The organism is Polaromonas sp. (assembly GCF_043778355.1).
Lineage (GTDB): Bacteria > Pseudomonadota > Gammaproteobacteria > Burkholderiales > Burkholderiaceae_C > Polaromonas.
In genome coordinates, this window is sequence record NZ_JAYWHI010000029.1 from 1 (window position 1) to 22,830 (window position 22,830).

The following is a 22,830-nucleotide window of genomic DNA, read 5'->3' on the forward strand; positions in this document are numbered from 1 at the left end:
TTTTCTGGATCTACAAACCACTGACGTCTAGCAGTCCGACCGCCAATTACTAGCATGGTTAATAAGCTATCTGAGTGAGACATCACCAGATTTATCTGCCCCTTACGAATTCCATTTTTTGGGCGATCCCAGATAATTGATTGCGCTATTTGCTTGCGAGATTGCAGCTCTTGCGATGGAAAGGTGCGGATTGCTAAAGCAATTTTCTTTGTGCTGAATTTCGGATGAGCATTTACGGTTAGTTTTAATCGATTTGCACTTAGGGAAGTTTCTGAAAACAGGATGTCAGCAGGGGGACCAATGCGAATATTGATTCTGGGCGATTGCCCGTTCACTCGCATATCCGAAAGCTGGAGCATTGACGCCAAGTCGGACAGCCCGTCAAACGGTGTTATTCCACAGCGTAAGGCGTGCTCGTTGGCCAGCGTCTCCTGTATTGTCGGTGGCAGCTGTTTTACGCCTGATATCTGAAGATGGATGTCTGAGTACCACGTTTCTCTGTGGGGCATATCGGAATGGTATTCCGCTGGGGTCGGTAGTGGAAGTTTTAGCTTAAGTCCGTTGGCGTTCAGCTCCCCATTTGCAGCCTTTAGAAGGAGGGAAAGTATTTTGGCCTTGCTTTGCGACGAAATTATTTCGCGACCTGCGACAATCGTTCCCGCCTTAACAGAAAAGTTTTTGATGTTTAGAGGCGGGAGAGGGGTTATATGAAGAATGCTGTCGATAAGTATCAGTTCTTTATCTTTTTGGACAGCAAGATAGCTCAGGCCCCAAGAGTATGAGTCGCATACCCATTGCTTGGCGTGTTCAAAAAAAAGTGCCTTAATTTCTTCGTAGTTCAACTACTTCCCCCAACTGTCCTTCATCCCCGTCACCCGATTGAACACCGCTTTCCCCGCAGCGTGATCCTTCAAGTCAGTGACAAAGTACCCATGCCGCTCAAACTGGAAGCGCTGGCCAGCCCCAACAGCAGCCAGTGAAGGTTCCACATACGCCGTCACCACCGACAGACTGTTCGGGTTCAGGTTCTCCAGAAAATCTTTTCCGTCCGCTTCGGGGTGCGCCTCGGTGAACAAGCGGTCATAGAGCCGCACTTCGGCTTGCACCGCGTCGTTGACGCCGACCCAGGTGATCACGCCCTTGACCTTGATGGCGTCGGAGCCCGGTGTGCCGCTTTTGGTGTCGGGGATCAGGGTGGCTAACACTTCCGTCACTTTGCCATTGGCGTCTTTGGTGGCGCCGGTGCATTCGATCACGTGGCCGTATTTCAGGCGCACCTTGTTGCCCGGGAACAGGCGGAAGAAACCTTTGGGCGGGGTTTCTTCGTAGTCGGTGCGTTCAATCCAGACTTCCTTGCCGATTTTGAATTCGCGCTTGCCCTGCTCGGGGTGGTGCGGGTGCACGGGGGCGCTGCAATCGTCGAGCTTGCCTGCGCCCATGACTTCGTCCCAATTCGTCAGCACCAGCTTGACCGGATCCAGCACGGCCATGGCGCGCGGGGCGACCGGGTCCAGGGTGTCGCGCAGTGCGCCTTCCAGCGTGCTGTAGTCGATCCAGCTGTCGCTTTTGGTCACGCCTATGCGCTCCGCAAACAAATGAATCGCTTCTGGCGTGTAGCCGCGCCGGCGCAGGCCGACGATGGTGGGCATGCGCGGGTCGTCCCAGCCGTTGACGCGCTTTTCGTTGACGAGCTGGGCCAGCTTGCGTTTGCTGGTCAGCACATAGGTCAAATTGAGGCGGGCAAATTCGTACTGGCGCGGGTGCGGGCTGGCGATCAGGCCGCCTTCGGCCAGTTTGTCGAGCAGCCAGTCGTAAAACGGGCGCTGGTCTTCAAACTCAAGTGTGCAGATGCTGTGCGTGATTTGTTCGAGCGCGTCTTCGATCGGGTGCGCATAGGTGTACATCGGGTAGATGCACCAGGTGTCGCCGGTGTTGTGGTGGTGCGCGCGGCGAATGCGGTAAATCGCCGGGTCGCGCATGTTGATGTTGGGCGAGGCCATGTCGATTTTGGCGCGTAACACGGCCGCGCCGTCGGCGAGTTTGCCGTCACGCATTTCACGGAAGCGCGCCAGGTTTTCGGCCGGTGTGCGGCTGCGAAACGGGCTGTTGGTGCCCGGTTTGACAAAGTCGCCGCGGTTGATGCGCATTTCGTCGGCGCTTTGTTCGTCGACGTAGGCGTTGCCGGACTCGATCAGGTACTCGGCGGCGCGGTACATGAAATCGAAGTAGTCGCTGGCCTGGTACAGGTTGACTTCCTGACCAAGAGGGCCGTTGTTGTGCCAGTCAAAGCCCAGCCATTGCACCGCGTCCTTGATCGCGTTCACGTACTCGGTGTCTTCCTTTTCGGGGTTGGTGTCGTCAAAACGCAGGTGGCAGACGCCGTTGTAGTCGCGCGCCAGGCCGAAGTTCAGGCAGATGCTTTTGGCGTGGCCGACGTGCAAATAACCGTTGGGCTCGGGCGGAAAACGCAGGCGCACTTTGGCCGGGTCGGGCTGGCCGGCGGCGTGGTGGGCGGCGTCGCCGGGGCTGCCGCCCCACTGGCGGGCGGCGTAAGTGCCTTCGGCCAGGTCTTTTTCGATGATCTGGCGCAAAAAATTGCTGGTTTTCGGGTGTTCTTTGTCTGCAGGGGGGGTCATGCGCTTGATTCTAGGGGGTGAATCAGCGAAATCGCTGGCAAGCGCCTTGGGGGTGACCGTGTGTAAAGACGGCCCTGGCGTTACTTTTGGCTACGCTCTTCACTGTGCATTGGTAGGCGATTTGCGCCCAGCCGCGTTTAATACCTGCATGGGCAGCGACCGCCCTAACCAGGAGAAAGAATATGTTCAAGTCAATCACCCGTTCTGTTTCGTCCAGCCGTACGCTGCTGATGGCCGGTGCCGCCGCCATGTTGTCGGTGGCTGCGATGGGTTTTTCCAGCGGTGCGCATGCCCGCGATGTGAGTTTTTCTGTCGGGGTGTCCACGCCGGGTGTGGTTGTCGGCGTGAGCAACGCTTACCCGGTCTACACCTCACCGACCTACGGTTATCACCAGCCCGCCTACGGCTACCACCCGCAGCCGGTGTATGTGCAGCCGCAACCGGTCTACCGCCCGCATCCGGTGTACGTGCAGGCACCGGTTTACCTTGCGCCGCCTCCGGTGTATTACCGCGGTGGACACCATTACCGCCACCACGGCCACGGCCACCATGGTCACCGCGGGCATGGCGGGCATGGTAACGGTCACGGCGGCCATGGAAATGGTCACCATCGTTAAAGACGGCTCCGGGCGCTGCCAAACGGCGCCATTCGTCAAAAAGCCCCCAGGCACTGTGCCTGGGGGCTTTTCTTTTAGCGGGCGGAGTTTCGCTCAAGAGGCCATGGGTCGCCAGAACACGTAGTCGGCCTCATAAGGCACGCTGACACGCATGCCGAGTTCGGCCGAACTGCAATTGCGTGTGGACGGCAAACCTCCCAGGGTTCTGATGCGCTGGATGTAACTGATGTTGTGGAGCGCGCCGGGCTGGGTGGCGGGTTCGACCCGGGCCCGCTGCAGCGGCAGGTTGGGCGCGCCATTGTTCACCTCAACAAACTCTTTGATGGACAGCTCGGAGCCGTCGCGGTGCAGCCAGTTGCGCGCGCTGCGTGCCAGCACGATGCTGTTGTTGGCGCTGTCCCGGAGCTCGATGCTGCGGTCTCTGGGCAACCAGGCGTACTCGAAAGGTGCGCGGTTGACAGCCTGGCATTCGTATTGCAATTCGCCGACACCGCGGGCTTCAAGCACCGCCTGGTGGCCGGCAGGCACGCGGATGTCTGCGGGCAGGGCGGGTTGCTGCGTCAGGTACTGGGTCAAATTGAGTGGCCGGGAATTACATCCCGCCAGCAGGGCAGCGGCCAGAAGCAGCGCCAGTACAGGCCGGCCTGGCAGGGCACTGCAGGCGTGTTGAGAGGCGTGTTGAGAGGCGGGGTAGGTTTTCAAGGGGCTTTCCGGTGATGACAGTTAGCTGCGGCCGGGGATCAGATCACCCGGTTGCATGCAATGTCGTAGGCATGGTTGGCCGAACGGTTGCAGTTTTTGATGGCTTTGCTCAGGCCTGGCGGTTTGGGCACCAGTGAATAACTGACGGCTCTGGTTTCGCCTGAATCGCGTGTCACGGTGTTGGGTGCTTCGGTCAGAACCCATTGAATGCGGCCGTTGGCAACAACCACAGGCTCATACAAGACCGTGTCGTGGCCGGTGGCCTGGTGGGTGGCGGGCTCGAAGGAGGTTGTGCTGGCGACACGGCGATAAATGTCCGTCGCGGGCGTGGGTCCGGAGAAAGCAGCCATCATGGCGGCGGTGCCGGAGATCACCAGCAAGGTCAAGCCAATGCCTATGGCCAATGCGCGAATTGTGTTGTGTGTGCTTCTCATCGCAGTCACCTCTTTCCAACTTTTGCTTTGTTGCCCTTGCTGTCTCTTGCCTGTTTTTTTGTCACTGTCGATGCACTAGCTTCATTACACCGCTGATGGCGGCCTGACGCTGTAGGCGCTCATCCCCATGTGATGCAGGTGGGCTTCGTCGCTGGCCGGGACCTGCGGGTTTGCCCTTGGGTCCTGCTTCTTAACCCTGGCGCCAGAAGATGTAGTCCGCCTGGTAGGGCAGGGTCAGTTTTTCGCCGGTATTGAGCGCCGCGCAGGGTTTGGTTTTTTCAACGCCGCCTTTGGTGTTGATGCGCTGGATAAAGCTGATGTTCTGCAAGGCGCCGGTGCCCATGGAGGGTTCTGCGCGCGCCAGTTGCAGCGGCAGCGTGAACTCGCCATTTGGCGCAACTGCAACCTGGGTCCCCACAACGCTGGAGCCGTCAATATGCTTCCAGGTGGCGGGCGGTCCGGAGTAGGCGACCACGTCCTTGCCGGTACGGTCCAGCAGGTTGGCCTGTGGGCTGACCAGCACCCAGCCGTAGGGGCCGGTGGCTGTGGGTTTGCATTCGTAATTGAGGATGCCGGTTGCACGGGTTTCCAGAACGACCTGGTGGCCGGCCGGCACCATCACGGCCTGGGGCAGGCGGTCCTGGCTGTACACCTTGGGCAGCGGCGGCGCGCTGGAACAGGCCGCCATCAGCAGCGCCGTCCCACCCGCCATGAACGTGGTGCAGAGCAGGCTTTTGCCAGCGGTGCGGAATTTTGTGTTGGTGCTTTTCATCTGGTTTCCCCGGTTTTGTTTTTGCTGACCTTCAGTAGAACCAGGGATGATGTAAGCATGTGTAGGACGTTGTACCGGCGCGTTGCAAGGCAAGTGCGCGTCGAGACCGCAGGTGGTGGCAGGTTTGCTGGGCGCGCAAAAAAGCCCACAGGCCGCATGCGTCCTGTGGGCTAAAACCAGCTCCGCCTAACTTCAGAGCTGGTCGCTCACCATCTGCATAGAAAGCGAGCTTCCCAGAGAAAATCAGATCAGCAGGGCTTACATGGCCTTGTAAAAGATGTAGTCAGCCTGGTATTTGACGATTTGTTTGGCGTTCAGGTTACCGGCAGTGCAAGGCATGGCCGGGGCAACGCCGCCGCGGGTGTCCACGCGCTGGATGAAGGTCACGCCCTGCATGGCGCCTGAACCCATGGCGGGGTTGGCCTTGACGAGTTGCAGCGGGATGCTGCCGGCCATGCTGGTGTTGGGCGCCACGGCAAGCTGAACGGCAGTCAGCTTGGAGCCGTCCATCGCTTCCCAGGTGGCCGGTGGGCCGTAGTACTTGCCGACTTGTTTGCCGCTGCGGTCATTGAGCTTGGCGTCGGGGCCGACAAACACCCATTCGAACTGGCCGGCCATGTCTTTCTTGGCGCTGCACTGGTAGGTGATTTCACCCACGCCCACGGTTTCCATGGCGACTTTGTTGCCGGCAGGAACCTGCACGGCGGCAGGCAGTGCGGCCTGCGAGTAGGTCGGCATCATGGGGGACATGCTGCCGCAGGCGGCGATCAGTGAAACGGCGGCGGTAGCGATGGCGGTACGGATCATCATTGGATACTCCTGGTGAAGTGAGAAGTGAGCTGGCGCATGCCAGTTTGTTGTCAGCTCCTCTGCACGACCGTTTTGACGTGGCCATGCATGGTGCCCTGAAAGGCTTACGCAAACGAATCGGCGCTGGATTCAGACCGGAACAAAAAAAGTGAAAAGTCCCGCAGGCGAACAGGGGCGGCTGCGGCCGGGGTGACGGGCTACTGACCGAAGCGTGGGCCGTCTTTGAGGAAGTCGAACTCCAGCGCCGTGTTGGTGCGGCCGAGTGCATTGTTGCGGTAGGGGAAACGGCCCAGGCGGGCGATGATGTCGCGGTGTTGCTCGGCAAAACGCAGGCTGCTGGTCAGGGTGACGCGCAGGTCTTCGGGCACCTCGCCGGCCAGCTCGCGAAAACGCCGCACGCCTTCTTCCTGCAGCGGCAGATCTTCCGCGTGCATCAGCGGCATGTAAAAAAACATGCGGCCAACCCAGGGCAGTTGTGTGTGTATGCCCAGCGCCAGGGCGTCGGTCACCAGTTGCTGGGCGCGCGCGTCGCCGGCAAAGGCCTGGGCCTTGCCGCGGTGGATGTTGCGCGGAAACTGGTCGAGCAGGATCACCAGCGCCAGCCGGTTCAGCGGGTCGGCTTCCCACTCCTGCAGGCCGCCGGCCAGCGCCACTGCCACCTGCGCACCAAAACGGTCAGCGATCTGCCGGTCCAGCTCAGGCGAGCCACCGAACCACTGCTTGCCCATGTCGCGGCTGGGCCAGCCGGAGGCGTGGTTATCTCCGAGCCAGAAATCGAGAACAGATGCAGGAGCGGCGGAATCAGGCATGGCGGCAGTCCGGATGAGGGCGGCTACATCGCCCGGAACTGCTGACTGTACAGCCGGCTGACCGCCAGCTTCTCGGGCCGGCCGTGCAGGCTCAGCGAGAGCTTGCCGGCTTCGTCGCGTTGCACGCTGGCAATGGCCTGGGCCTGCACCACGGTACCGCGGTGGATCTGCCAGAACAGTTGCGGGTCCAGCTGGGGCAGCAGCTCCTTGAGCGGCAGGCGTATCAGGTATTCGTGGCTGGCGGTCAGCACGCGAATGTACTTGTCGGCGGCCTCGAAATAAAGCACCTCGTCAATCGGCACCATGCTGATGCTGCTGCCCACGCTGACCTGGATCAGCTTGAGCGGCCTGCCCTGCGTTTTGTCGAAGGGGCCGGCGGCCAGCAGATGCCGCAACTGGTTCAGCGCCTGGTCCATGGCCGGGTCCCATGCAGCGCTGCCAGTTGCTCCTGAATTCATAGCTGCTTGCGCACGTGCAGCAAGGGCTAGCTGCACTTTTGCCACTGTTTTTTGCAGGCGAACCGGCTGCACGGGTTTGAGCAGGTAGTCGACCGCCTGGGCTTCAAACGCCTGCACCGCGTACTGGTCGTAGGCGGTGACAAACACCAGCGCGGGAAAGGCGACGTTTGCTGGCCATTCGTCGGCCAGCTCGGCGGCGGCCTCCAGCCCGCCCAGACCGGGCATGCGGATGTCAAAGAACAATACCTCGGGCCGCAGCGCCAGCGCCTGCGTCACAGCGGAAGCGCCGTCACCGACGCTGGCCAGGATGCGCAGGCCGGGCCAGGCGCGTGCCAGCTCGGCCTGCAGCGCTGCTGCCAGCAGCGGTTCGTCTTCGGCAATCAGGGCCGTGGCTGGAATCTGGCTCATAGATTCAAGGCAAATCGGGCGGTAGCCCTTGTTCCACCTGCGCTGGCAGCTACCAATTCAATAGCACTTGCGGCGCCGTAAATGCTGGCCAGCCGCTCGCGCACCTGGGCCACACCGAAGCCGGTGCCGCCTGGCGCACTGGCCAGACCGACGCCGTTGTCGATGACGTCCAGCACCAGCCAGTCGCCTTCGCGGTGCGCGCTGACGGCGATGTGTCCGCCTGCAATTTTGGGCTCCAGCCCATGCTTGATGCAGTTTTCCACCAGCGGCTGCAGCAGCAGCGTGGGCACCGGGCAGGCGGCCAGATCATCGGGCAGGGTCAGCGCATACGACAGGCGCGGACCCATGCGCACCGCCATCAGCGCCAGGTAGTCACGCACCCGGTCAAACTCGGCCTGCAGTGTGTGGGTGGGCGCCAGCGACGCGCCCAGCGTGGCGCGCAGGTAGGCAATCATGTGGTCCAGCATCACCTGGGCACGCTGCGGGTCGCTGCCGATCAGCGCGCGCAGGTTGGCCAGGGTGTTGAACAACATGTGCGGTTCAAGCTGGGTTTCCAGCAGCTTGAGCCGCGCTTCGCTCGCATGCTGGCGCGCCTCGGTCATCTTGCGCTGCAGGTAGGCGCTTTTGTTGACCGCGTAGAAGTAAAAGCTGCCGACAATGCCGGCGATCGCGGTGATCAGGATGGAGCTGCGCAACTGGGCCGGGTCCTGCTGACCGGCGTTCGGCGGGTACCAGCCGTAGTACTGGCATAACGCGTCGGCGATGCGGGTGCCGGCCATGTAACCCAGCACAATGGCGCCCAGCACCAGTGCCAGGGCGGCCCAGCCTTTGGGCCAGCCGGTCTCCGCGCTCGAAGGAAAGAACTCGCGCCCCAGGTCGATCACGGCCCAGGTGATGGTGGCGATCAGCAGCGAGTACACCAGCGGCGGGCCAAAGGGCTTGTCCGGCATGAAGGCGTACTGGAGCATGGCAATGCCCAGCGCAAAGGCCATGACCTGCAGCATGTGGCGCAGCTTGGCGATCCAGTCGATCTGCGTCACCGGCTTCTCGGTGGCGTCGGGGCTGCGGGGCGGCGTCATGCGGTTGATTCTAGGGCGGCAGTCAGGGCAGCAGGTGTCTGCGCATGAAGGCGGTGATCTTGCGGTCCACCTCTGGCAACTGGCTGCGGTCGAAACCGGGCGGGTCCAGTAGCAGGTCCTGGGCCAGCGGCGACAGCACATCGGCCGGTGGCGGCGGTGACAGCAGCGCGCCGTGGCCGCCCGTGGGCAGATCGGCCACCCGTTCACAGGTTTTGCAGGCCTGCAGCACGCGGTCGCTGTGAAAACGGGGGATCAGCCATTTGTCCTGTCCGGCGGTGACCAGGCCCAGCGGCACCGCCGGCGCGGCCAGTGAATCCATGTCGAAGTCGGCGGCCAGCGGCACACCGGCCACCACCGCGCGGATGCGTGGGTCGGCATGGACGTGCCAGGTGGCATCGCTGAATTTCTGGCGAATGACGGCCAGCGCCACGGTCTTCTTCAGGCTGTCGAACATGCCGCCGGTCAGCCGCGTCGTGAGCCCGACACAGGTGTGAAAGTCTTACGCGATGTTTGCATCGCAGTGCCGGGCCAGCCTGGCCGGCGACCAGCGCCCGCCGGCCAGGCTCAAGGCCGTGTGGCCGCCGGCCGACATGCCGTACATGCCGACCTTGTCCAGCGCCAGCAGCGGCGCAAAACGCGGGTCGCGCGCCACCGCGTCGATGGCGCGCGACACCTCGGCCGGCCGCTGTTTCCAGCTGTCGGGGCCAGGGCTGGACGGGTCGGTGTAGTTGTCACCACGGTGCCGTGGCAGCGCGACCAAAAAGCCGTCATCGACCAGGCTGCGGGCCAGCTGGGTAGAGGTCCAGGGCGAGCCGCCCGAGCCGTGCGAGATAAGCACCAGCCGGCCGTTGCCGCGCATTGGCGCGCCCTGCATGTCCAGTTGCAGGGCAAACGGCCCCTTCTGGACGCGCTGGCCGTCGCTGGCGGTGGGGTAATAGACGGTGACTGGCCCGTCGTCGGGCAGCCCGGCCAGTTCGGTAAACCCCATGCCCGCGTGGGCCAGGCCGGACAGGGCCAGGCACAGGCTGGCGACGGTGTTTCGCAACAGGTCAATACACATGGCAATTTCCTTGTGGGTTGATGCTCAGGCGGCGACAAACTGGCCATGCAGGCCCAGCGGCAGGCCGTAGGGCAACGTGACGTTGGCGACGGGGCCGGCGTTGACCGCTGCGGCGTCAAACACCGACAGCGCGGTGCGCTCGCTGGGCCAATGGTAGGCCGTGCCGAGCACCCAACCCTTGCCGTCAGGCGCAGTGGGGGTGCGCGGAACATACACATGTTCTTCCGCGATCCAGCCGTCGCCGTAGCGATGCCGTTGTTGCTGCCCGCCGTGCAGCGTGAGTACGCTGTCAAAGCCGTCCACGCGCGCGTTCATCTCGCGACTGCGTGCGAGCAGCGTGGTGAATTGGGTGCGCAGCCCGTTGCGGGCCGGGTGAATGCGCGGGAACTCCACCTGGTCCAGGCCCAGGGCCTGCATCTGCGCCTGGCCGGTCGCCGGGGTCAGCGTGATCTGCGTCCATTGTGTGGCGCGGGTTTTTGCATTGCTGTGGCTGTGGTTCACGTCCATCTTCTGCATGGCGCCCAGAATGTCAGGCTGGGCCACAAAACGCACTTGCACCGTGCCGCCCTGCTCCCAGGCATTGGCCAGGTGAAACACGCCGGTGGCCGGCAGCTCAAAGCGCTGCACCTTGAAGTCGGCCTTGTCCACCAGCAGCACCACCAGCGGTGACTGGCCTTCCCAGCGGTAGTGCGACAGGGGGTTGCCGGTCCCCGGTGTGCCGGAATACTTCAGGGGCATCAGCAAAAATACGAGATGCCTTTCGGTGATGGCAAAGTCGTGCACCATGTCGGCCTGCGGTGCAGGGATCACCTGTTGACGGCGCAACTGGCCATGGGGGCTGATCTCATACAGCAGCAGGCTGCCGGTGCCGGGCATGTAGCCAAAGCTCCACACCGTACCGTCGGGCGCCACGCGCGGGTGGGCCGAAAACGGCGCGCCCTGGGTGTCGGGTGACCAGACCTTGAAGCCTTTGGCTTGCAGGCTGTCGGGATCGACTGCCAGCGCCGAACCGGCGTCCCACAAGGCAAACAACGCGCGGCTGGCCGGCAGCGACAGCAGGTTGATGTTGGCCGGGTTGACGGTGTCCGGCCCGCTCAGCGGCGGCGAGTGGGGCAGGGTCTGCGCAAAGCCCGAGTACAGCAGACGGCCTGCTGCCTCTTCCGCCTGCAGCTTGGGCGTGGCCAGAAGCGCACCGCGATGCGACACCCGCCCACCCTCGAAACGAAAAGCCTGCAGCATGCCGTCGCCGTCGAACCAGTGGTTCATGCTCACGCCGCCCAGTTCGCGTCGCGCCGGACCGACGCGGTACAGCGTGCCCTGCAGGGTAGCGGGCCAGCGGCCTTCGATGCGCAGCGGTCCGCTGTCGAGTGCGGCCTTCAAAGGCCCGTTGTGCGGGGTGTAGCTGCTGCGCCAGGCGTCGGGTGGCTGGGCCGCCTGGCCAAACCCGGTGGCGCCGGCAGCTGCGGCACCCAGTGCGGCCAGGGCCGCGCGGCGGTTCAAAGCAAAGGTCATGAGGGGCTCCGTTTTATTTCAGGTCGAAGTTCTGCTGCAGCGTGCCGTCTTCCACGCGAAAACTTGCGTCTGCAAACGGCGGTGGGCCGGCCATGCCGCGTGCATTGCGGCTGAAACCATACGGCTCGGTCGGCAGGCCGAAGAGGTTGCTGTCGAGTTTGTTGTTGCTGTTTTCGTCGAGGTAGGCGGTGAGCGCGTAGTCGCCCGCAGGCAGGTCGGCGAACTGCAGCGTGGCCTTGCCCTGCCCCGGCTGGCCCGTGGCTGTGCGCAGAGGCGTGCCGCGCGGGAAGCCCTCTGCCTTGTCAAACAGCGCGGCGCGCACGGTGCCTTGCCGTTCTGGGGGAAGCTTGACCTCAACAGTCAGGTCGCCCGCATGGACGGCTGCTGCTGCCAGCATGGCCGCCAGGAAAAGGAAGAGGGGGGACAGGATTCGGGTGTGCATGAAAACCTCGCTGCGGGTTGGTGGAAGGGGTAGATGGATGGGAAAAACTCACCAGGGGTCGCGCTGCAGCGTGAGGCGTTCGCGCTCTTGCTGCACCAGGCGCTCATGCAGGCCGGCGCCGCCAGTGAGCAGAAACACCACGGCGCCGTGCACCGCCAGGCCGATGCCCCAGCCGAGCAGCGGAAACACCGCCCAGTGGCGTCCGCTGGAAACCGACAGGGCGACGAGCAGCAGATTGACTAGCAGGTAAACCGTGGCGTGGAGGTACCAGCCCAGTTTGGCGCCAGCGCGTTTGCGCGCGAGTTGTTCCAGCCGGGTATCGGGCAGGGCAGTGGATGTCTTCATTGTGTTCATGACGAGTCCTTTCAGGTGGTGAGCAATGGGGAAGAAGAAGGGGTGTTAGCGGGCCGCACGGTCAGGCGCCAGAGGCGGGCGGCGCGTCCGGCGAAGGCGCCGCTGAACACGCCATACAGCGCGCCCACCGCCAGGGTGTACGGGGCGTCATGGGCCAGGCCTGGCTGCATGGTGAGGTCCACGCCAACGATGTATTTGGTCAGAAAGATGCCGAGAATCAGCGCCATCGGCAGCCAGCTACCGGGGAGATGAAAGCTGCGACTGGCCGCGTCATGGCGCGTGCCAGCGGGCGCTGAACTCATCGCGACCAGGCCGCCGACCAGCAGCGCACCCATAGCCCAGACCAGCATGACGTAGCCGAACAGCGGTGACTTGCCGAAGGCCGATGCCGTGCCCGACAGCGACAGGCCGGTCATGGCGAAAGGCATGATGGCCATGCGCTGCCGGCTCACCTGGCGGTCGCGTGTCTGGCTCAGACCCAGCGCGAGCAGGCCAGCGAACAGGCCACCGACCCACAACGGGGTCTTGCTGAGGACGGTGCCGAGGGCCTCGGGATGCTGGGTGAGAAGCTGGATAAGCATGGGATCTCCTGATGAAGGCTGGTTTGTCTGTGGGACGGACTGTGCCCAGGCGGCTCGCCCGGTGCGAGGGGCTTGCGACGAAATGCCGGCTGCGCGGCGTGAAATGCAGGCCGACGGCGTGAGCGGTGGACCGTCAGGCGCAGCCGGGCGACGTGAGCGCGCGGCGATAATCACGTCTTATCTTTCTGGAGCGTGCGTGGACATCACATTGCTGATCAAGGCGGCCGTTATGGGCATCGTCGAGGGCTTGACGGAATTCCTGCCCATTTCTTCCACCGGCCACCTGATCCTGGCTGGCGCGCTGCTCGGTTTTGACGACGCCAAGGCCAAGGTGTTTGACATCGCGATCCAGACCGGCGCCATCTTTGCGGTGATCCTGGTGTACTGGCAGAAGATCCGCGACACGCTGGTGGCCCTGCCCACCGAAAAACAGGCGCAGCAGTTTGCGCTCAATGTGTTTGTAGCCTTTGTGCCGGCGGTGCTGCTGGGCCTGCTGTTCGGCAAGGCCATCAAGGCCAACCTGTTCACGCCGGTGGTGGTGGCCAGCACCTTCATCATCGGTGGCTTCGTCATTTTGTGGGCCGAGCGGCGCCAGCAGAACAACCCTGCTGTGGCGCGCATTCAGGAGGTCGAAGCCATGACGCTGATGGATGCGCTCAAGGTCGGCCTGGTGCAGTGCCTGGCCATGATTCCCGGCACCAGCCGCAGCGGCGCCACCATCATTGGCGGCATGTTGCTGGGCCTGTCGCGCAAGGCGGCGACGGATTTTTCGTTTTACCTGGCGATCCCGACGCTGATAGGCGCAGGCGTTTACAGCCTCTACAAGGACCGCGCGCTGCTGACACTGGCTGACGTGCCGATGTTCGGTGTCGGTCTGCTGTTTTCATTCATCAGCGCCTGGCTCTGCATACGCTGGCTGCTGCGCTACATCGCGACGCACAGTTTTGTGCCCTTTGCCTGGTACCGCATCGTGTTTGGTGTTGTGGTGCTGGTGACGGCGCAGATGGGGTGGGTTCGCTGGGCCGGTTGACCTCTCTCCTGGGTTGTCATCCCGGACCTGATCCGGGATCCATGGCCGATACACACCACCGTTCGGGCTGAGCTTGTCGAAGCCGTCTTCCCTTCCTGCGTTGGAAGTGTGCCAACTGGCCGGGGCAACCTCGGGTGCTCACCGAAAACGGGGTCGAGCTCGAACTCGGCTAGCGCCTCAGACAATCGCTCGCCCTGATCCGTTTTCTGCTGCGCTCCTCGGCCCAGCCCGACGGGTGGAGGAGTAAAGCCAATACGGGGACGGAATCCGGAGTGCATGAAGCGCGCAGCGCTTCATGCACGGGAATCCCAACAGACCGTCATGTGTGCACGCGAGCGCAGCGCACGCGGCCACATGAGGCTCCCTTTTCTCGCCCAGCGGGGCGAGGGAAGGGCGGGGGGTTGGGAGTGGGGAGTTGAAACTACTGCCTTGTCGCGAGCCGCTAGGCAGCGTGATGCTCGAAAACCTCCCGCCAACGCTGCAGCTCAATGCGCATGGATTGCGGGTCAAGCCCGCAATGACAAATGGGCGGGCTCAGCCCATCATGTTGCGCAGCGAAGCCTCGATGGCTGCCGCGGTGGCCACCGGCTTTTCCATCGGAAACAGGTGGCTGCCGTCGAGCATCATGATCCGGCCTTTGGTGACTTTTTCGGTCATGGCCATGCCGACCTGTTTCATCTCGGCGGACTGGCGCCCGCCGATGAAAGCCACCGGGCATTTGAGTGGGTGCCGCTTGAGGATGCCTTCCAGGTTGTGCGGCAAGGTGTTGTAGATCGCGGTTTCCACATCGCGGTCAAAACTGAGCATGCGCTGGTTGTCGCCTTCACCTTGCGCGTCATGCGTGCCGTATTCGATGTAGTCAAGCAGCACCTGTTCGTCCCACTGCGCAAAGGCCTTCTTGCTGCGGAAGTGCGCGAGTACCTCGGCCTGGCCCAGCCACTGGTGTTTGCGTTTGCGGCTGATGGCGCCCGGTGAGATCGAGCCCACCAGTTGCGCGCGTTTGGCCACGCTCAGTGCGGCAGCACGCCAGCCGCCCAGAATCGGCGAGTCGATCAGCAACACGCCGCGCACCGGCTGGCCGCCGAGCTCCGGGTTGCGCGCCGCACACATCAGGCTCAGAAAGCCGCCCAGCGAATGGCCGACCAGAAACACCGGCTGGCCGGTTTTCTCCACCGCTTCGGCGCTGAAGTCAGCCAGTTGCTGCACCAGGTGCGGCCAGTTGCTGGTGACCGGGTAGAGCGGGTCATGGCCGAATTTTTCGATCGCCCGCACCTGAAAACCACGCGCCTTCAGGCTCTGGAACACCACGCCGTAGGTGCTGGCGGGGAAGCTGTTGCCGTGGGAGAAGACGATCAGGGGCTTGGCGGAGGAAGGCACGGCGTTTTTTTCTGAAGGTAAGTTCGCGTGTCATCCCGGACTTGATCCGGGATCCATGGATTGCGGATCAGGTCCGCAATGACAGACAGGGCGCATCACGCTGCCCCGTCCTGTGTCAGATCAGCTTTTCTTCAGGCGACGTGATCTTCTTGAGCGGCTGGTTGCGGGTCAGCGGTGTCAGCAGCGGCACCTGGGTTTCCCCACCGGTCCACATCGGGTCCTCGATGCTGTCAAACACTTCGCGCAGTTTTTTCCCCCAGTTGTTGTGCAGCATGCGGAAATAGGGGTTCTCGTGGTCAATACACACGACCTTGTCGGTTTGCAGCGTGTTGGCTTCGTAGACCACCATGTCCAGCGGCAGACCGACCGACAGGTTGGACTTGAGCGTCGAATCCATGGACACCAGCGCGCACTTGGCGGCTTCGTCAAGCGGGGTGTCGGGCGTGATCACGCGGTCCAGCACCGGCTTGCCGTATTTGGACTCGCCGACCTGGAAGTAGGGCGTCTCAGGCGTGGCTTCAATGAAGTTGCCGGCCGAATAGACCTGGAACAAACGCATGCCCTCACCGCGGATCTGGCCGCCGAAGATCAGCGACACATTGAACTCGACACCGGCGTGTTTGAGATCGTCGGCGTCGCGCTCGTGCACGCGGCGGATCGCGGCGCCCAGCACACGCGCCGCGTCGAACATGCTTTTGGCGTTCCAGATCGTTACCGGCGGGCCGCCGTCCGGGTCCTTGAGCTGCTCGACCTGCAGGATTTCACGTACCGACTGCGAGATCGATAAATTGCCGGCCGACAGCAGCACCATGAAGCGGTCTTCCGGCTTTTCATAAATGATCATCTTGCGGAAGGTGCTGATCTGGTCCAGCCCGGCGTTGGTCCGGGAGTCCGAGAGAAACACCAGGCCGGCGTTCAGTTTGATGGCGACGCAATAAGTCATGAAGGGCAATCGTGAGGAGGTGAGGCTGCTCAGCCGGTAGCGAGTTTCTTGAGTTGATACAGGGCGTCCAGCGCTTCGCGCGGACTCAGGAGGTCAGGGTTGATGGCGGCCAGCGCCTTGTCGACGCGGCTGGCTTCGGGGGCAGTCTGCTCGGGCGGCGCGGCAAACAGGTCGACCTGGGCGCGCGTCGCATCCTGCTGGGTTTCCAGCGCGGCCAGCGCATGACGGGCATGGTTGACCACGCCGGCCGGCACACCAGCGAGCTTGGCCACGGCGATGCCGTAACTCTTGCTGGCCGGTCCCGGCTCGATATGGTGCAGGAACACAATGTCGGCGCCGGACTCGACCGCGCTGACATGGACGTTGACGGCGGCGTGGTGGCGGGCCGGGAACTCGGTCAGTTCGAAATAGTGTGTGGCAAACAGGGTGAAAGCCTGGGTCTTGTTGTGCAGGTGGGCCGCGATGCCGCCGGCCAGTGCCAGGCCGTCGAAGGTTGACGTTCCCCGCCCGATCTCGTCCATCAGCACCAGCGAATGCGGCGTGGCAGCATGCAGGATTTGCGCGGCCTCCAGCATCTCAAGCATGAAGGTGGACTGGGCGTTGGCCACATCGTCGGCCGCGCCGATGCGCGTCAGGATGGCGTCAATGGGACCGAGGCGGCAACTGTCGGCAGGCACGTAGGAGCCCATGCCGGCCAGCAGCACGATCAGCGCCACCTGTCGCATATAGGTTGATTTGCCGCCCATGTTGGGACCGGTGATGATCTGCATGCGGCTTTTGCCACCGAGGTCGCAGTCATTCGCGATAAAGGCGCCCCCGCCGGTTTCACCCAGGCGCGCTTCCACCACCGGATGCCGGCCGCCGCGGATGTTGATGCAGGGCTCTTTCACGAACACCGGTGCGGCCCAGTTCAAGGTCAGTGAACGCTCGGCCAATGCACACAACGCGTCCAGGCTGGCCAGCGCGCGCGCCAGGCGGCTGAGCGCCGGCACAAAATTCTGCAGCTCGTCGAGCAATTGCTCGTACAGCCATTTTTCGCGGGCCAGCGCGCGTTCCTGCGCCGACAGCGCCTTGTCTTCAAAGGCCTTGAGTTCGGGCGTGATGTAACGCTCGGCGTTTTTCAGGGTCTGGCGGCGCCGGTAGTCGTCGGGCACCTTGCTGGCCTGTCCTTGCGTGACCTCGATGTAAAAGCCATGCACCTTGTTGAACTGCACCCGCAGGTTGCTGATGCCGGTGCGGGCGCGCTCCCTGCCTTCGAGGTCGAGCAAAAAGCCGTCGCAGTTGGTCTGGATGCCGCGCAACTCATCAAGGTCGGCGTCGCAGCCGTGGTTGATCACGCCGCCGTCACGGATCAACGCGGCGGGCTCCTCCAGCACATATTTGCCCAGCAGGGCGGCACAGTCCGGCGGTGCCTGCAAATCCCCAAAAATAGTGGTCAAAAGTGCCCCTGGCCCATGCTGATCGGGCCTAAGGCGCTCTGTTTTTTGTAGCGTCTGGCGCAGCGCCACGAGTTCGCGCGGGCGCACCTGGCGCAGCGCGATGCGGGCGGTGATGCGTTCGACGTCGCTGCAACCCTTGAGCCCGGTACGCAGGCTGTGCTGCAGGCCACCGCGCAATGCGGTGATCGCGTCCAGCCGCGCCTGCGCCTCGCTGCGCTCGCGGCGCGGGCTCAGCAACCAGCTTTTGAGCGCGCGGCTGCCCATGCCGGTGCTGCAGGTGTCGAGCAGCGAAAACAGGGTGGGTGCGTCTTCTCCGCGCAGGTTTTGTGTCAGTTCGAGGTTGCGACGCGTGGTTGGCGGCAATTCGATCAGCTCGCCCGAACGCACCACCTGCAGGCTGTGCACATGCGGCAGGCTCCGGCCCTGCGTGTGTTCGGCATAACCGAGCAGGGCCGAGGCGGCGGCGTGGGCGTCCGGCAGCGCATCGGCGTTCCACGAGGCCAGCGAGGCGACCTGCAGTTGCGCCAGCAGCCGACGTGCGCCGAGTGCCGCATCAAACTGCCAGGCCGGACGCGCGCTGATGGCGCAGCGCTGGGTCTTCAGACGCTGCTCAAAAGCCGGCGTGACTTCGACGTTGTAGAGCAGCTCGCTGGGCCCGATGCGCGCGATCCAGGCTTCGAGCTCGTCGCCGGCGCAGTGCGCCAGATGGATCAGGCCCTGGGTCACGCTGAGCCAGGCCAGTCCGCAACTGTTGCGCAAGCCCTGATGCACAGCCAGCAAGATCGATTCGGTCTTGTCGCTCAGTAACTCGGTGTCGGTCAGGGTGCCGGGCGTGACGACCCGCACCACTTTGCGCTCGACCGGCCCTTTGGCGGTGGCCACATCGCCGACCTGCTCGCAGATCGCGACTGATTCACCGAGCTTGATCAGTTTGGCGAGGTAGCCTTCGAGCGAGTGAAAGGGCACGCCAGCCATCACCACCGGCTCGCCGGCCGACTGGCCGCGCCGGGTCAGCGTGATGTCGAGCAGGCGAGCGGCTTTTTCGGCATCGGCATAAAACAGCTCATAGAAATCGCCCATGCGGTACAGCAGCAGGGTGTCCGGGTAGTCGGCCTTCAACCCCAGGTACTGGACCATCATGGGCGTGTGTTTTCCGCCCGCAGCGGCGGCGGTGTCGGCAATCTCCGCAGGGGTATCGGAAGGGGAAAGGTTCACGGAAGGTTCAGGCGTGGGCTCAGGCGGGGTCGGAAGGGCCGGCAAGGCGGCGCGGCGGTACCACGTCCGGAGAAAATAATAGCACTTGCGACCCGCTGGATGGCTCGCTGAGGCTCCACAACGGGGGTTTTCAGGCGGGACGGCAGGGTGTAAAGCGACATTTCACTACAAATAGTGTCATGAGGGGCGCTTAAACTCGTCGGAGGCTACCGCTCACAGGCGCGTTAGCTGGCGTTTTTAACCAAGGACCTGTCCATGACCCAGCCCCACTCGCCGACTTCCTCTTTCAGCGCAGCGCATGCCGAATGTGACGTGCTGGTGATAGGCGGCGGGCCGGCCGGTGCCACGGCGGGTGCCCTGCTGGCACAGCGTGGCCACACGGTGGTGGTGCTGGAAAAAGAACATCACCCGCGTTTTCACATCGGCGAGTCGTTGCTGCCGGCCAACTTGCCGCTGCTTGAAAAGTTGGGTGTTGCGGACGCCGTCAGGGCCATCGGCATGGAAAAGTGGGGCGCCGAATTTGTCTCGCCCTGGCATGCCGCCAAAAGTCAGACCTTTGAATTTGCCGATGCCTGGGACAAGACCATGCCGTTTTCCTACCAGGTGCGGCGTTCCGAGTTTGATGAAATTCTGATTCGCAATGCGGCGCGGCTCGGCGCCGAGGTGATCGAAGGTTGCCGCGTCAAGGGCGTTGACTTTGCGCCTGACGGCAGCGGCGCCACGGTGCAGGCACAACATGACGATGGCAGCGCGGCAAGCTGGCGCGCGCGGTTTGTGGTTGATGCCTCGGGACGCGATACCGTGCTCGGCAAGCAGTTCGACATGAAACGCCGCAACCCCAAACACAACAGCTCGGCGCTGTATGGTCACTTCACCAGCGCGACGCGGCATCCGGGCCAGGCCGAGGGCAACATCACGATCTTCTGGTTCGACCACGGCTGGTTCTGGTTTATCCCTCTGGCCGACGGTTTCACCAGCATTGGTGCGGTGATCTGGCCGCATTACCTCAAAAGCCGTTCCAAGCCGGTTCGGGAGTTTTTCCTCGACACCATCGCCCTGTGCCCGGCGCTCGCCGAACGGCTGGCCGGTGCGACGCTGGCCTCCGACGTGGAAGCCACCGGCAATTTTTCCTATGCCTGCGAGCGCACACACGGTCCGGGCTACGTGATGATCGGCGACGCCTTCACCTTCATCGACCCGGTGTTTTCATCTGGCGTGATGCTGGCAATGCAGGGCGGCTTTGTCGCCGCCGAGACCGTGAACACCTGTCTGCGCGAACCCGCGAAAACCGCTGCGGCGCTGGCCCACTTCGACCGCCAGGTGCGCAAGGGCCCGAAGGAGTTTTCGTGGTTTATCTACCGCGTGACCAATCCGACCATGCGTGACCTGTTCATGGCACCCAACAATATCTGGCGCGTCAAGGAAGCCCTGCTGTCCATGCTGGCCGGTGACATTTTCGGCAAGACACCGATCTGGCGCTCACTGGCCGCGCTCAAGGGCATTTTCTACGTCGCCTCGGCGCTGAACCTCAAGCGCTCCTGGCACGCAATGCGTTTGCGCAAGGCCAACATCCGTGTTGTGGATGCCGTCGACGGCGCAGACCCGGCAGCGCATGGCGCGCCATTGACACGCTGACCCATGGACTACAAACCGCACGTTCTGCTCGACGAACCGCTGAAGATACACGTCGGGCACACCCGCTTGCACGAGAGCCTTCGCAAGCACCTGGGTTACCTGGTGCTGGGGGTGATCTGCCTGAGCGTGACCCTGCTGGCCTTCCCGATGCGTGCGCTGTTGCCCCGCGCGCTGAGCAAACGCCTGGGCCGCCGGCTGGTGACTCACACCACCCGTGCCTACCTGCACTTCCTGGCGCGCATGGGCGCCTGCCGCTTCGACCTGTCAGCGCTCGATGAACTCCGGGACGCCCCGGCCATGGTGATTGCGCCCAACCACCCCTGCCTGCTCGACGCGGTGATGATTCTCTCGCGCCTGCCCGACGCGGTCTGCATCATGAAGGCCGAGCTGGTCAACAATGTTTTCTTCGGCGCGGGCGCCAGGCTGGCTGGATACATCCGCAACACACCGCTTCGCACCATGGTGCAGCTCGGCGTTGACGATCTGGCCAACGGCAACCACCTGTTGCTGTTTCCAGAGGGTACGCGCACCACGCGCTTCCCAGTGGGTGCGATGCAGGGCACCACTGGTCTCATTGCAAAAAAGGCTGGTGTGCCGGTGCAGACAGTGTTCATCGAAACCGACTCCGGCTTTCTTGGCAAAGGCTGGTCGCTGCTGTGGACGCCGAGGATGCCGATCACCTACCGTGTGCGGCTCGGCAAGCGTTTCGAGCCGCCGCGCGACACCGCACAATTCGTCTGCGAACTTGAGCACTACTTCCAGTCCGAACTCGCGCATGCGCAGTTACCGGATTTTCCCGTCAAGGCGCCGCCGACCTGAGCTACAGTTCCCGGACTCCCACAGCTCTCTCGTTGATGCCGATGACTGCCTCCTCAACCAGCACCGCGTCCCACAGCGCCTCGCCCTCCCATCTCGTCCTGATTCCCAGTTACAACCCCGGCCCCAAGGTCTATGAGACTGTGCGCTCGGCGCGCGTGCAGTGGACGCCGGTGTGGGTGGTGGTCGATGGCAGCACCGATGACAGTGCCGCCGGCCTTCAGGCCATGGCCGCGCAGGACCCCGGCCTGCGTGTGATCGTGCTGCCGCAGAACATCGGCAAGGGTGCAGCGGTGTTGCACGGCATTGACCGGGCAGCGGCTCAGGGCTTCACCCATGTGCTGACGATGGACTCGGACGGCCAGCACCCGGCGCACCTGATTCCCGCGTTCATGGCGGCCTCAAGCGCCCAGCCCGCGGTGATGGTGCTGGGGGTGCCGGTGTTTGCCGCCGATGCGCCGCGTCTGCGCGTCAATGGCCGCAAGGTATCCAACGGTTGGGCCAACCTGGAAACCTTGTGGGCCGGTATCGGCGACTCGCTGTTCGGTTTTCGCGTGTACCCGATTGCGCCCTTGCGCCGCGTGATGCATGGCCAGCGCTGGATGCGCCGCTTCGACTTTGACCCCGAGGCGGTGGTTCGCATGTGCTGGCTGGGCGTGAAGCCCGTCAACGTTCCCGCCACGGTCAAGTACTTCCGGCCTGACGAGGGCGGCGTGTCGCACTTCAACTACCTGCGCGACAACTTGCTGCTGACCTGGATGCACTCGCGCCTTTTCCTGGGTTTTGCCGTGCGCCTGCCGCTCTTGCTCTGGCGCCGTCTAAAGGGCGACTAGTCCCCGATACGCAACGCGAGCCAGCGAACGGTACCCATTCAAGCAGGGGCCGCGGGTCCGGCTTCGCCGGCCCGCAGGCGCAGCGGCCCCCTCGGGGGGCAGGGCGCTACACGCAGTGAGCAACCGTGGGGGCTATATCATGCCGCCGTTGATGGAAATAATCTGGCCACTGATATAGGCGGCTTTTTCCGACGCCAGAAAACCCACCAGGTCGGCAACCTCTTCGGCCTTGCCGGCGCGTTTCATCGGCACCATGGTGTTGATGAGCTCGGGGCTGAAACTGTCTTTGGTCATGGCGGTGTTGATGATGCCGGGCGCCACCGCGTTGACGGTGATGCCACGGCTGGCGACTTCGAGCGCCAGTGATTTGGTGGCGGCATGCAAGGCGCCCTTGGCCGCTGAATAGTTGACTTGCCCGCGGTTGCCGGCCACGGCGGCGACCGAGGTGATGGTGATGATGCGGCCCCAGCGCGTGCGGATCATGGGCAGGGTCAGCGGCTGGGTCACATGGAAAAAACCATTGAGCGATACATCGAGCACGCGCTGCCACTGGGCCAGTTGCATGCCGGGAAACACGGCATCGTCGTGGATGCCGGCGTTGTTGACCAACACCTGGATGGGGCCGTCTTCCAGCAATGCAGCGAGCGCCGTGGCCGTGGCCTGGGCATCGGTCACGTCAAAGGCCACCGCCTGGGCTTGCCCACCGCCCGCCACGATGTCTGCTGCCACGGCCTGCGCTGTCGCCAGATTGCCATTGGCGTGAACAATCACGCTGTAACCGTCAGACGCAAGCCGCCGGCAGATGGCTGAACCGATGCCACCGCTGCCACCTGTGACCAATGCGCGTTTGGAAGGGGTACTCATGGGT

General features: G+C 63.3%; 22 protein-coding genes and 1 pseudogene. 5 read left to right on the forward strand and 18 right to left on the reverse strand.

What is annotated here, in order from left to right; all coding sequences use genetic code 11:
• Together ACH2CW_RS04315 and ACH2CW_RS04320 are read right to left on the reverse strand one after the other, a co-directional pair.
• Positions 1-842 (reverse strand): hypothetical protein (locus ACH2CW_RS04315; protein ID WP_395055612.1); only part of this gene is annotated, 842 nt, incomplete at its 3' end.
• Complete coding sequence (locus tag ACH2CW_RS04320) at positions 843-2,636, reverse strand: glutamine--tRNA ligase/YqeY domain fusion protein (protein WP_395055613.1); 1,794 nt, start codon at positions 2,634-2,636, stop codon at positions 843-845.
• A gap of 182 nt (positions 2,637-2,818) precedes the next feature.
• Between ACH2CW_RS04320 and ACH2CW_RS04325 the strand changes: the two genes are divergently transcribed.
• Positions 2,819-3,253, forward strand: coding sequence for a hypothetical protein (locus ACH2CW_RS04325; RefSeq protein ID WP_395055614.1), 435 nt, complete (start codon positions 2,819-2,821; stop codon positions 3,251-3,253).
• A 93-nt stretch (positions 3,254-3,346) separates the two neighbouring features.
• Here ACH2CW_RS04325 and ACH2CW_RS04330 read toward each other — a convergent pair whose 3' ends face one another.
• The 12 genes and pseudogenes from ACH2CW_RS04330 to ACH2CW_RS04385 form a co-directional block, all read right to left on the reverse strand.
• A complete protein-coding gene (locus ACH2CW_RS04330) occupies positions 3,347-3,955 on the reverse strand; it encodes a DUF3455 domain-containing protein (protein ID WP_395055615.1) in 609 nt (202 codons plus the stop codon).
• 38 nt (positions 3,956-3,993) lie between these two features.
• Positions 3,994-4,389 carry a hypothetical protein gene (locus ACH2CW_RS04335; protein ID WP_395055616.1) on the reverse strand — a complete coding sequence of 132 codons (396 nt, stop codon included), beginning with the start codon at positions 4,387-4,389 and terminating at the stop codon, positions 3,994-3,996.
• A gap of 190 nt (positions 4,390-4,579) precedes the next feature.
• Positions 4,580-5,161 (reverse strand): DUF3455 domain-containing protein, encoded by a 582-nt coding sequence (locus ACH2CW_RS04340; RefSeq protein ID WP_395055617.1) that lies wholly within the window; start codon positions 5,159-5,161, stop codon positions 4,580-4,582.
• Positions 5,162-5,419: 258 nt separating this feature from the next.
• Positions 5,420-5,971 carry a DUF3455 domain-containing protein gene (locus tag ACH2CW_RS04345; protein WP_395055618.1) on the reverse strand — a complete coding sequence of 184 codons (552 nt, stop codon included), beginning with the start codon at positions 5,969-5,971 and terminating at the stop codon, positions 5,420-5,422.
• Between the two features lie 197 nt (positions 5,972-6,168).
• Positions 6,169-6,780: a DUF924 family protein gene (locus ACH2CW_RS04350; protein ID WP_395055619.1), complete on the reverse strand. Its 612-nt coding sequence runs from the start codon at positions 6,778-6,780 to the stop codon at positions 6,169-6,171.
• 23 nt (positions 6,781-6,803) lie between these two features.
• Positions 6,804-7,646 (reverse strand): LytR/AlgR family response regulator transcription factor, encoded by an 843-nt coding sequence (locus ACH2CW_RS04355; RefSeq protein ID WP_395055620.1) that lies wholly within the window; start codon positions 7,644-7,646, stop codon positions 6,804-6,806.
• Positions 7,643-8,725, reverse strand: coding sequence for a sensor histidine kinase (locus tag ACH2CW_RS04360; protein WP_395055621.1), 1,083 nt, complete (start codon positions 8,723-8,725; stop codon positions 7,643-7,645). Before ACH2CW_RS04360 ends, ACH2CW_RS04355 begins: the two co-directional genes overlap by 4 nt.
• A 22-nt stretch (positions 8,726-8,747) precedes the next feature.
• Positions 8,748-9,785: pseudogene (locus ACH2CW_RS04365) on the reverse strand (alpha/beta hydrolase family protein).
• 24 nt (positions 9,786-9,809) lie between these two features.
• Positions 9,810-11,297: a carotenoid oxygenase family protein gene (locus tag ACH2CW_RS04370; RefSeq protein ID WP_395055622.1), complete on the reverse strand. Its 1,488-nt coding sequence runs from the start codon at positions 11,295-11,297 to the stop codon at positions 9,810-9,812.
• A gap of 13 nt (positions 11,298-11,310) precedes the next feature.
• Positions 11,311-11,739: a DUF2141 domain-containing protein gene (locus ACH2CW_RS04375; protein ID WP_395055623.1), complete on the reverse strand. Its 429-nt coding sequence runs from the start codon at positions 11,737-11,739 to the stop codon at positions 11,311-11,313.
• A 48-nt stretch (positions 11,740-11,787) separates the two neighbouring features.
• The gene (locus ACH2CW_RS04380) at positions 11,788-12,093 is read right to left on the reverse strand and encodes a 2TM domain-containing protein (RefSeq protein WP_395055624.1); all 306 of its coding nucleotides are present in this window, start codon (positions 12,091-12,093) and stop codon (positions 11,788-11,790) included.
• 11 nt (positions 12,094-12,104) lie between these two features.
• Positions 12,105-12,674 (reverse strand): DUF6622 family protein, encoded by a 570-nt coding sequence (locus ACH2CW_RS04385; RefSeq protein WP_395055625.1) that lies wholly within the window; start codon positions 12,672-12,674, stop codon positions 12,105-12,107.
• A gap of 196 nt (positions 12,675-12,870) precedes the next feature.
• On the opposite strand from ACH2CW_RS04385, the gene ACH2CW_RS04390 reads away from it, so the two are divergent.
• Entirely contained in the window at positions 12,871-13,704 is an 834-nt protein-coding gene (locus tag ACH2CW_RS04390; RefSeq protein ID WP_395055626.1) for an undecaprenyl-diphosphate phosphatase, read from the forward strand.
• A 534-nt stretch (positions 13,705-14,238) separates the two neighbouring features.
• Here ACH2CW_RS04390 and ACH2CW_RS04395 read toward each other — a convergent pair.
• The 3 genes from ACH2CW_RS04395 to mutS all read right to left on the reverse strand — a co-directional run bounded on the left by ACH2CW_RS04395 (position 14,239) and on the right by mutS (position 18,603).
• Entirely contained in the window at positions 14,239-15,081 is an 843-nt protein-coding gene (locus ACH2CW_RS04395; RefSeq protein WP_395055627.1) for an alpha/beta hydrolase, read from the reverse strand.
• 115 nt (positions 15,082-15,196) lie between these two features.
• Entirely contained in the window at positions 15,197-16,024 is an 828-nt protein-coding gene (locus tag ACH2CW_RS04400; RefSeq protein WP_395055628.1) for a peptidase, read from the reverse strand.
• 29 nt (positions 16,025-16,053) lie between these two features.
• Entirely contained in the window at positions 16,054-18,603 is a 2,550-nt protein-coding gene (gene mutS / locus ACH2CW_RS04405) for a DNA mismatch repair protein MutS (RefSeq protein ID WP_395055681.1), read from the reverse strand.
• A 330-nt stretch (positions 18,604-18,933) separates the two neighbouring features.
• On the opposite strand from mutS, the gene ACH2CW_RS04410 reads away from it, so the two are divergent.
• The 3 genes from ACH2CW_RS04410 to ACH2CW_RS04420 are packed head-to-tail and all read left to right on the forward strand — an operon-like array spanning position 18,934 to position 21,962.
• Positions 18,934-20,313 carry an NAD(P)/FAD-dependent oxidoreductase gene (locus ACH2CW_RS04410; protein ID WP_395055629.1) on the forward strand — a complete coding sequence of 460 codons (1,380 nt, stop codon included), beginning with the start codon at positions 18,934-18,936 and terminating at the stop codon, positions 20,311-20,313.
• A 3-nt stretch (positions 20,314-20,316) separates the two neighbouring features.
• Positions 20,317-21,132 (forward strand): lysophospholipid acyltransferase family protein, encoded by an 816-nt coding sequence (locus ACH2CW_RS04415; protein ID WP_395055630.1) that lies wholly within the window; start codon positions 20,317-20,319, stop codon positions 21,130-21,132.
• A gap of 41 nt (positions 21,133-21,173) precedes the next feature.
• Positions 21,174-21,962 carry a glycosyltransferase family 2 protein gene (locus tag ACH2CW_RS04420; RefSeq protein WP_395055631.1) on the forward strand — a complete coding sequence of 263 codons (789 nt, stop codon included), beginning with the start codon at positions 21,174-21,176 and terminating at the stop codon, positions 21,960-21,962.
• Positions 21,963-22,094: 132 nt separating this feature from the next.
• Here ACH2CW_RS04420 and fabG read toward each other — a convergent pair whose 3' ends face one another.
• Positions 22,095-22,826, reverse strand: a complete 732-nt coding sequence (gene fabG, locus ACH2CW_RS04425) for a 3-oxoacyl-ACP reductase FabG (protein ID WP_395055632.1) — start codon at positions 22,824-22,826, stop codon at positions 22,095-22,097.
• Between the last annotated feature and the right edge of the window lie 4 nt (positions 22,827-22,830).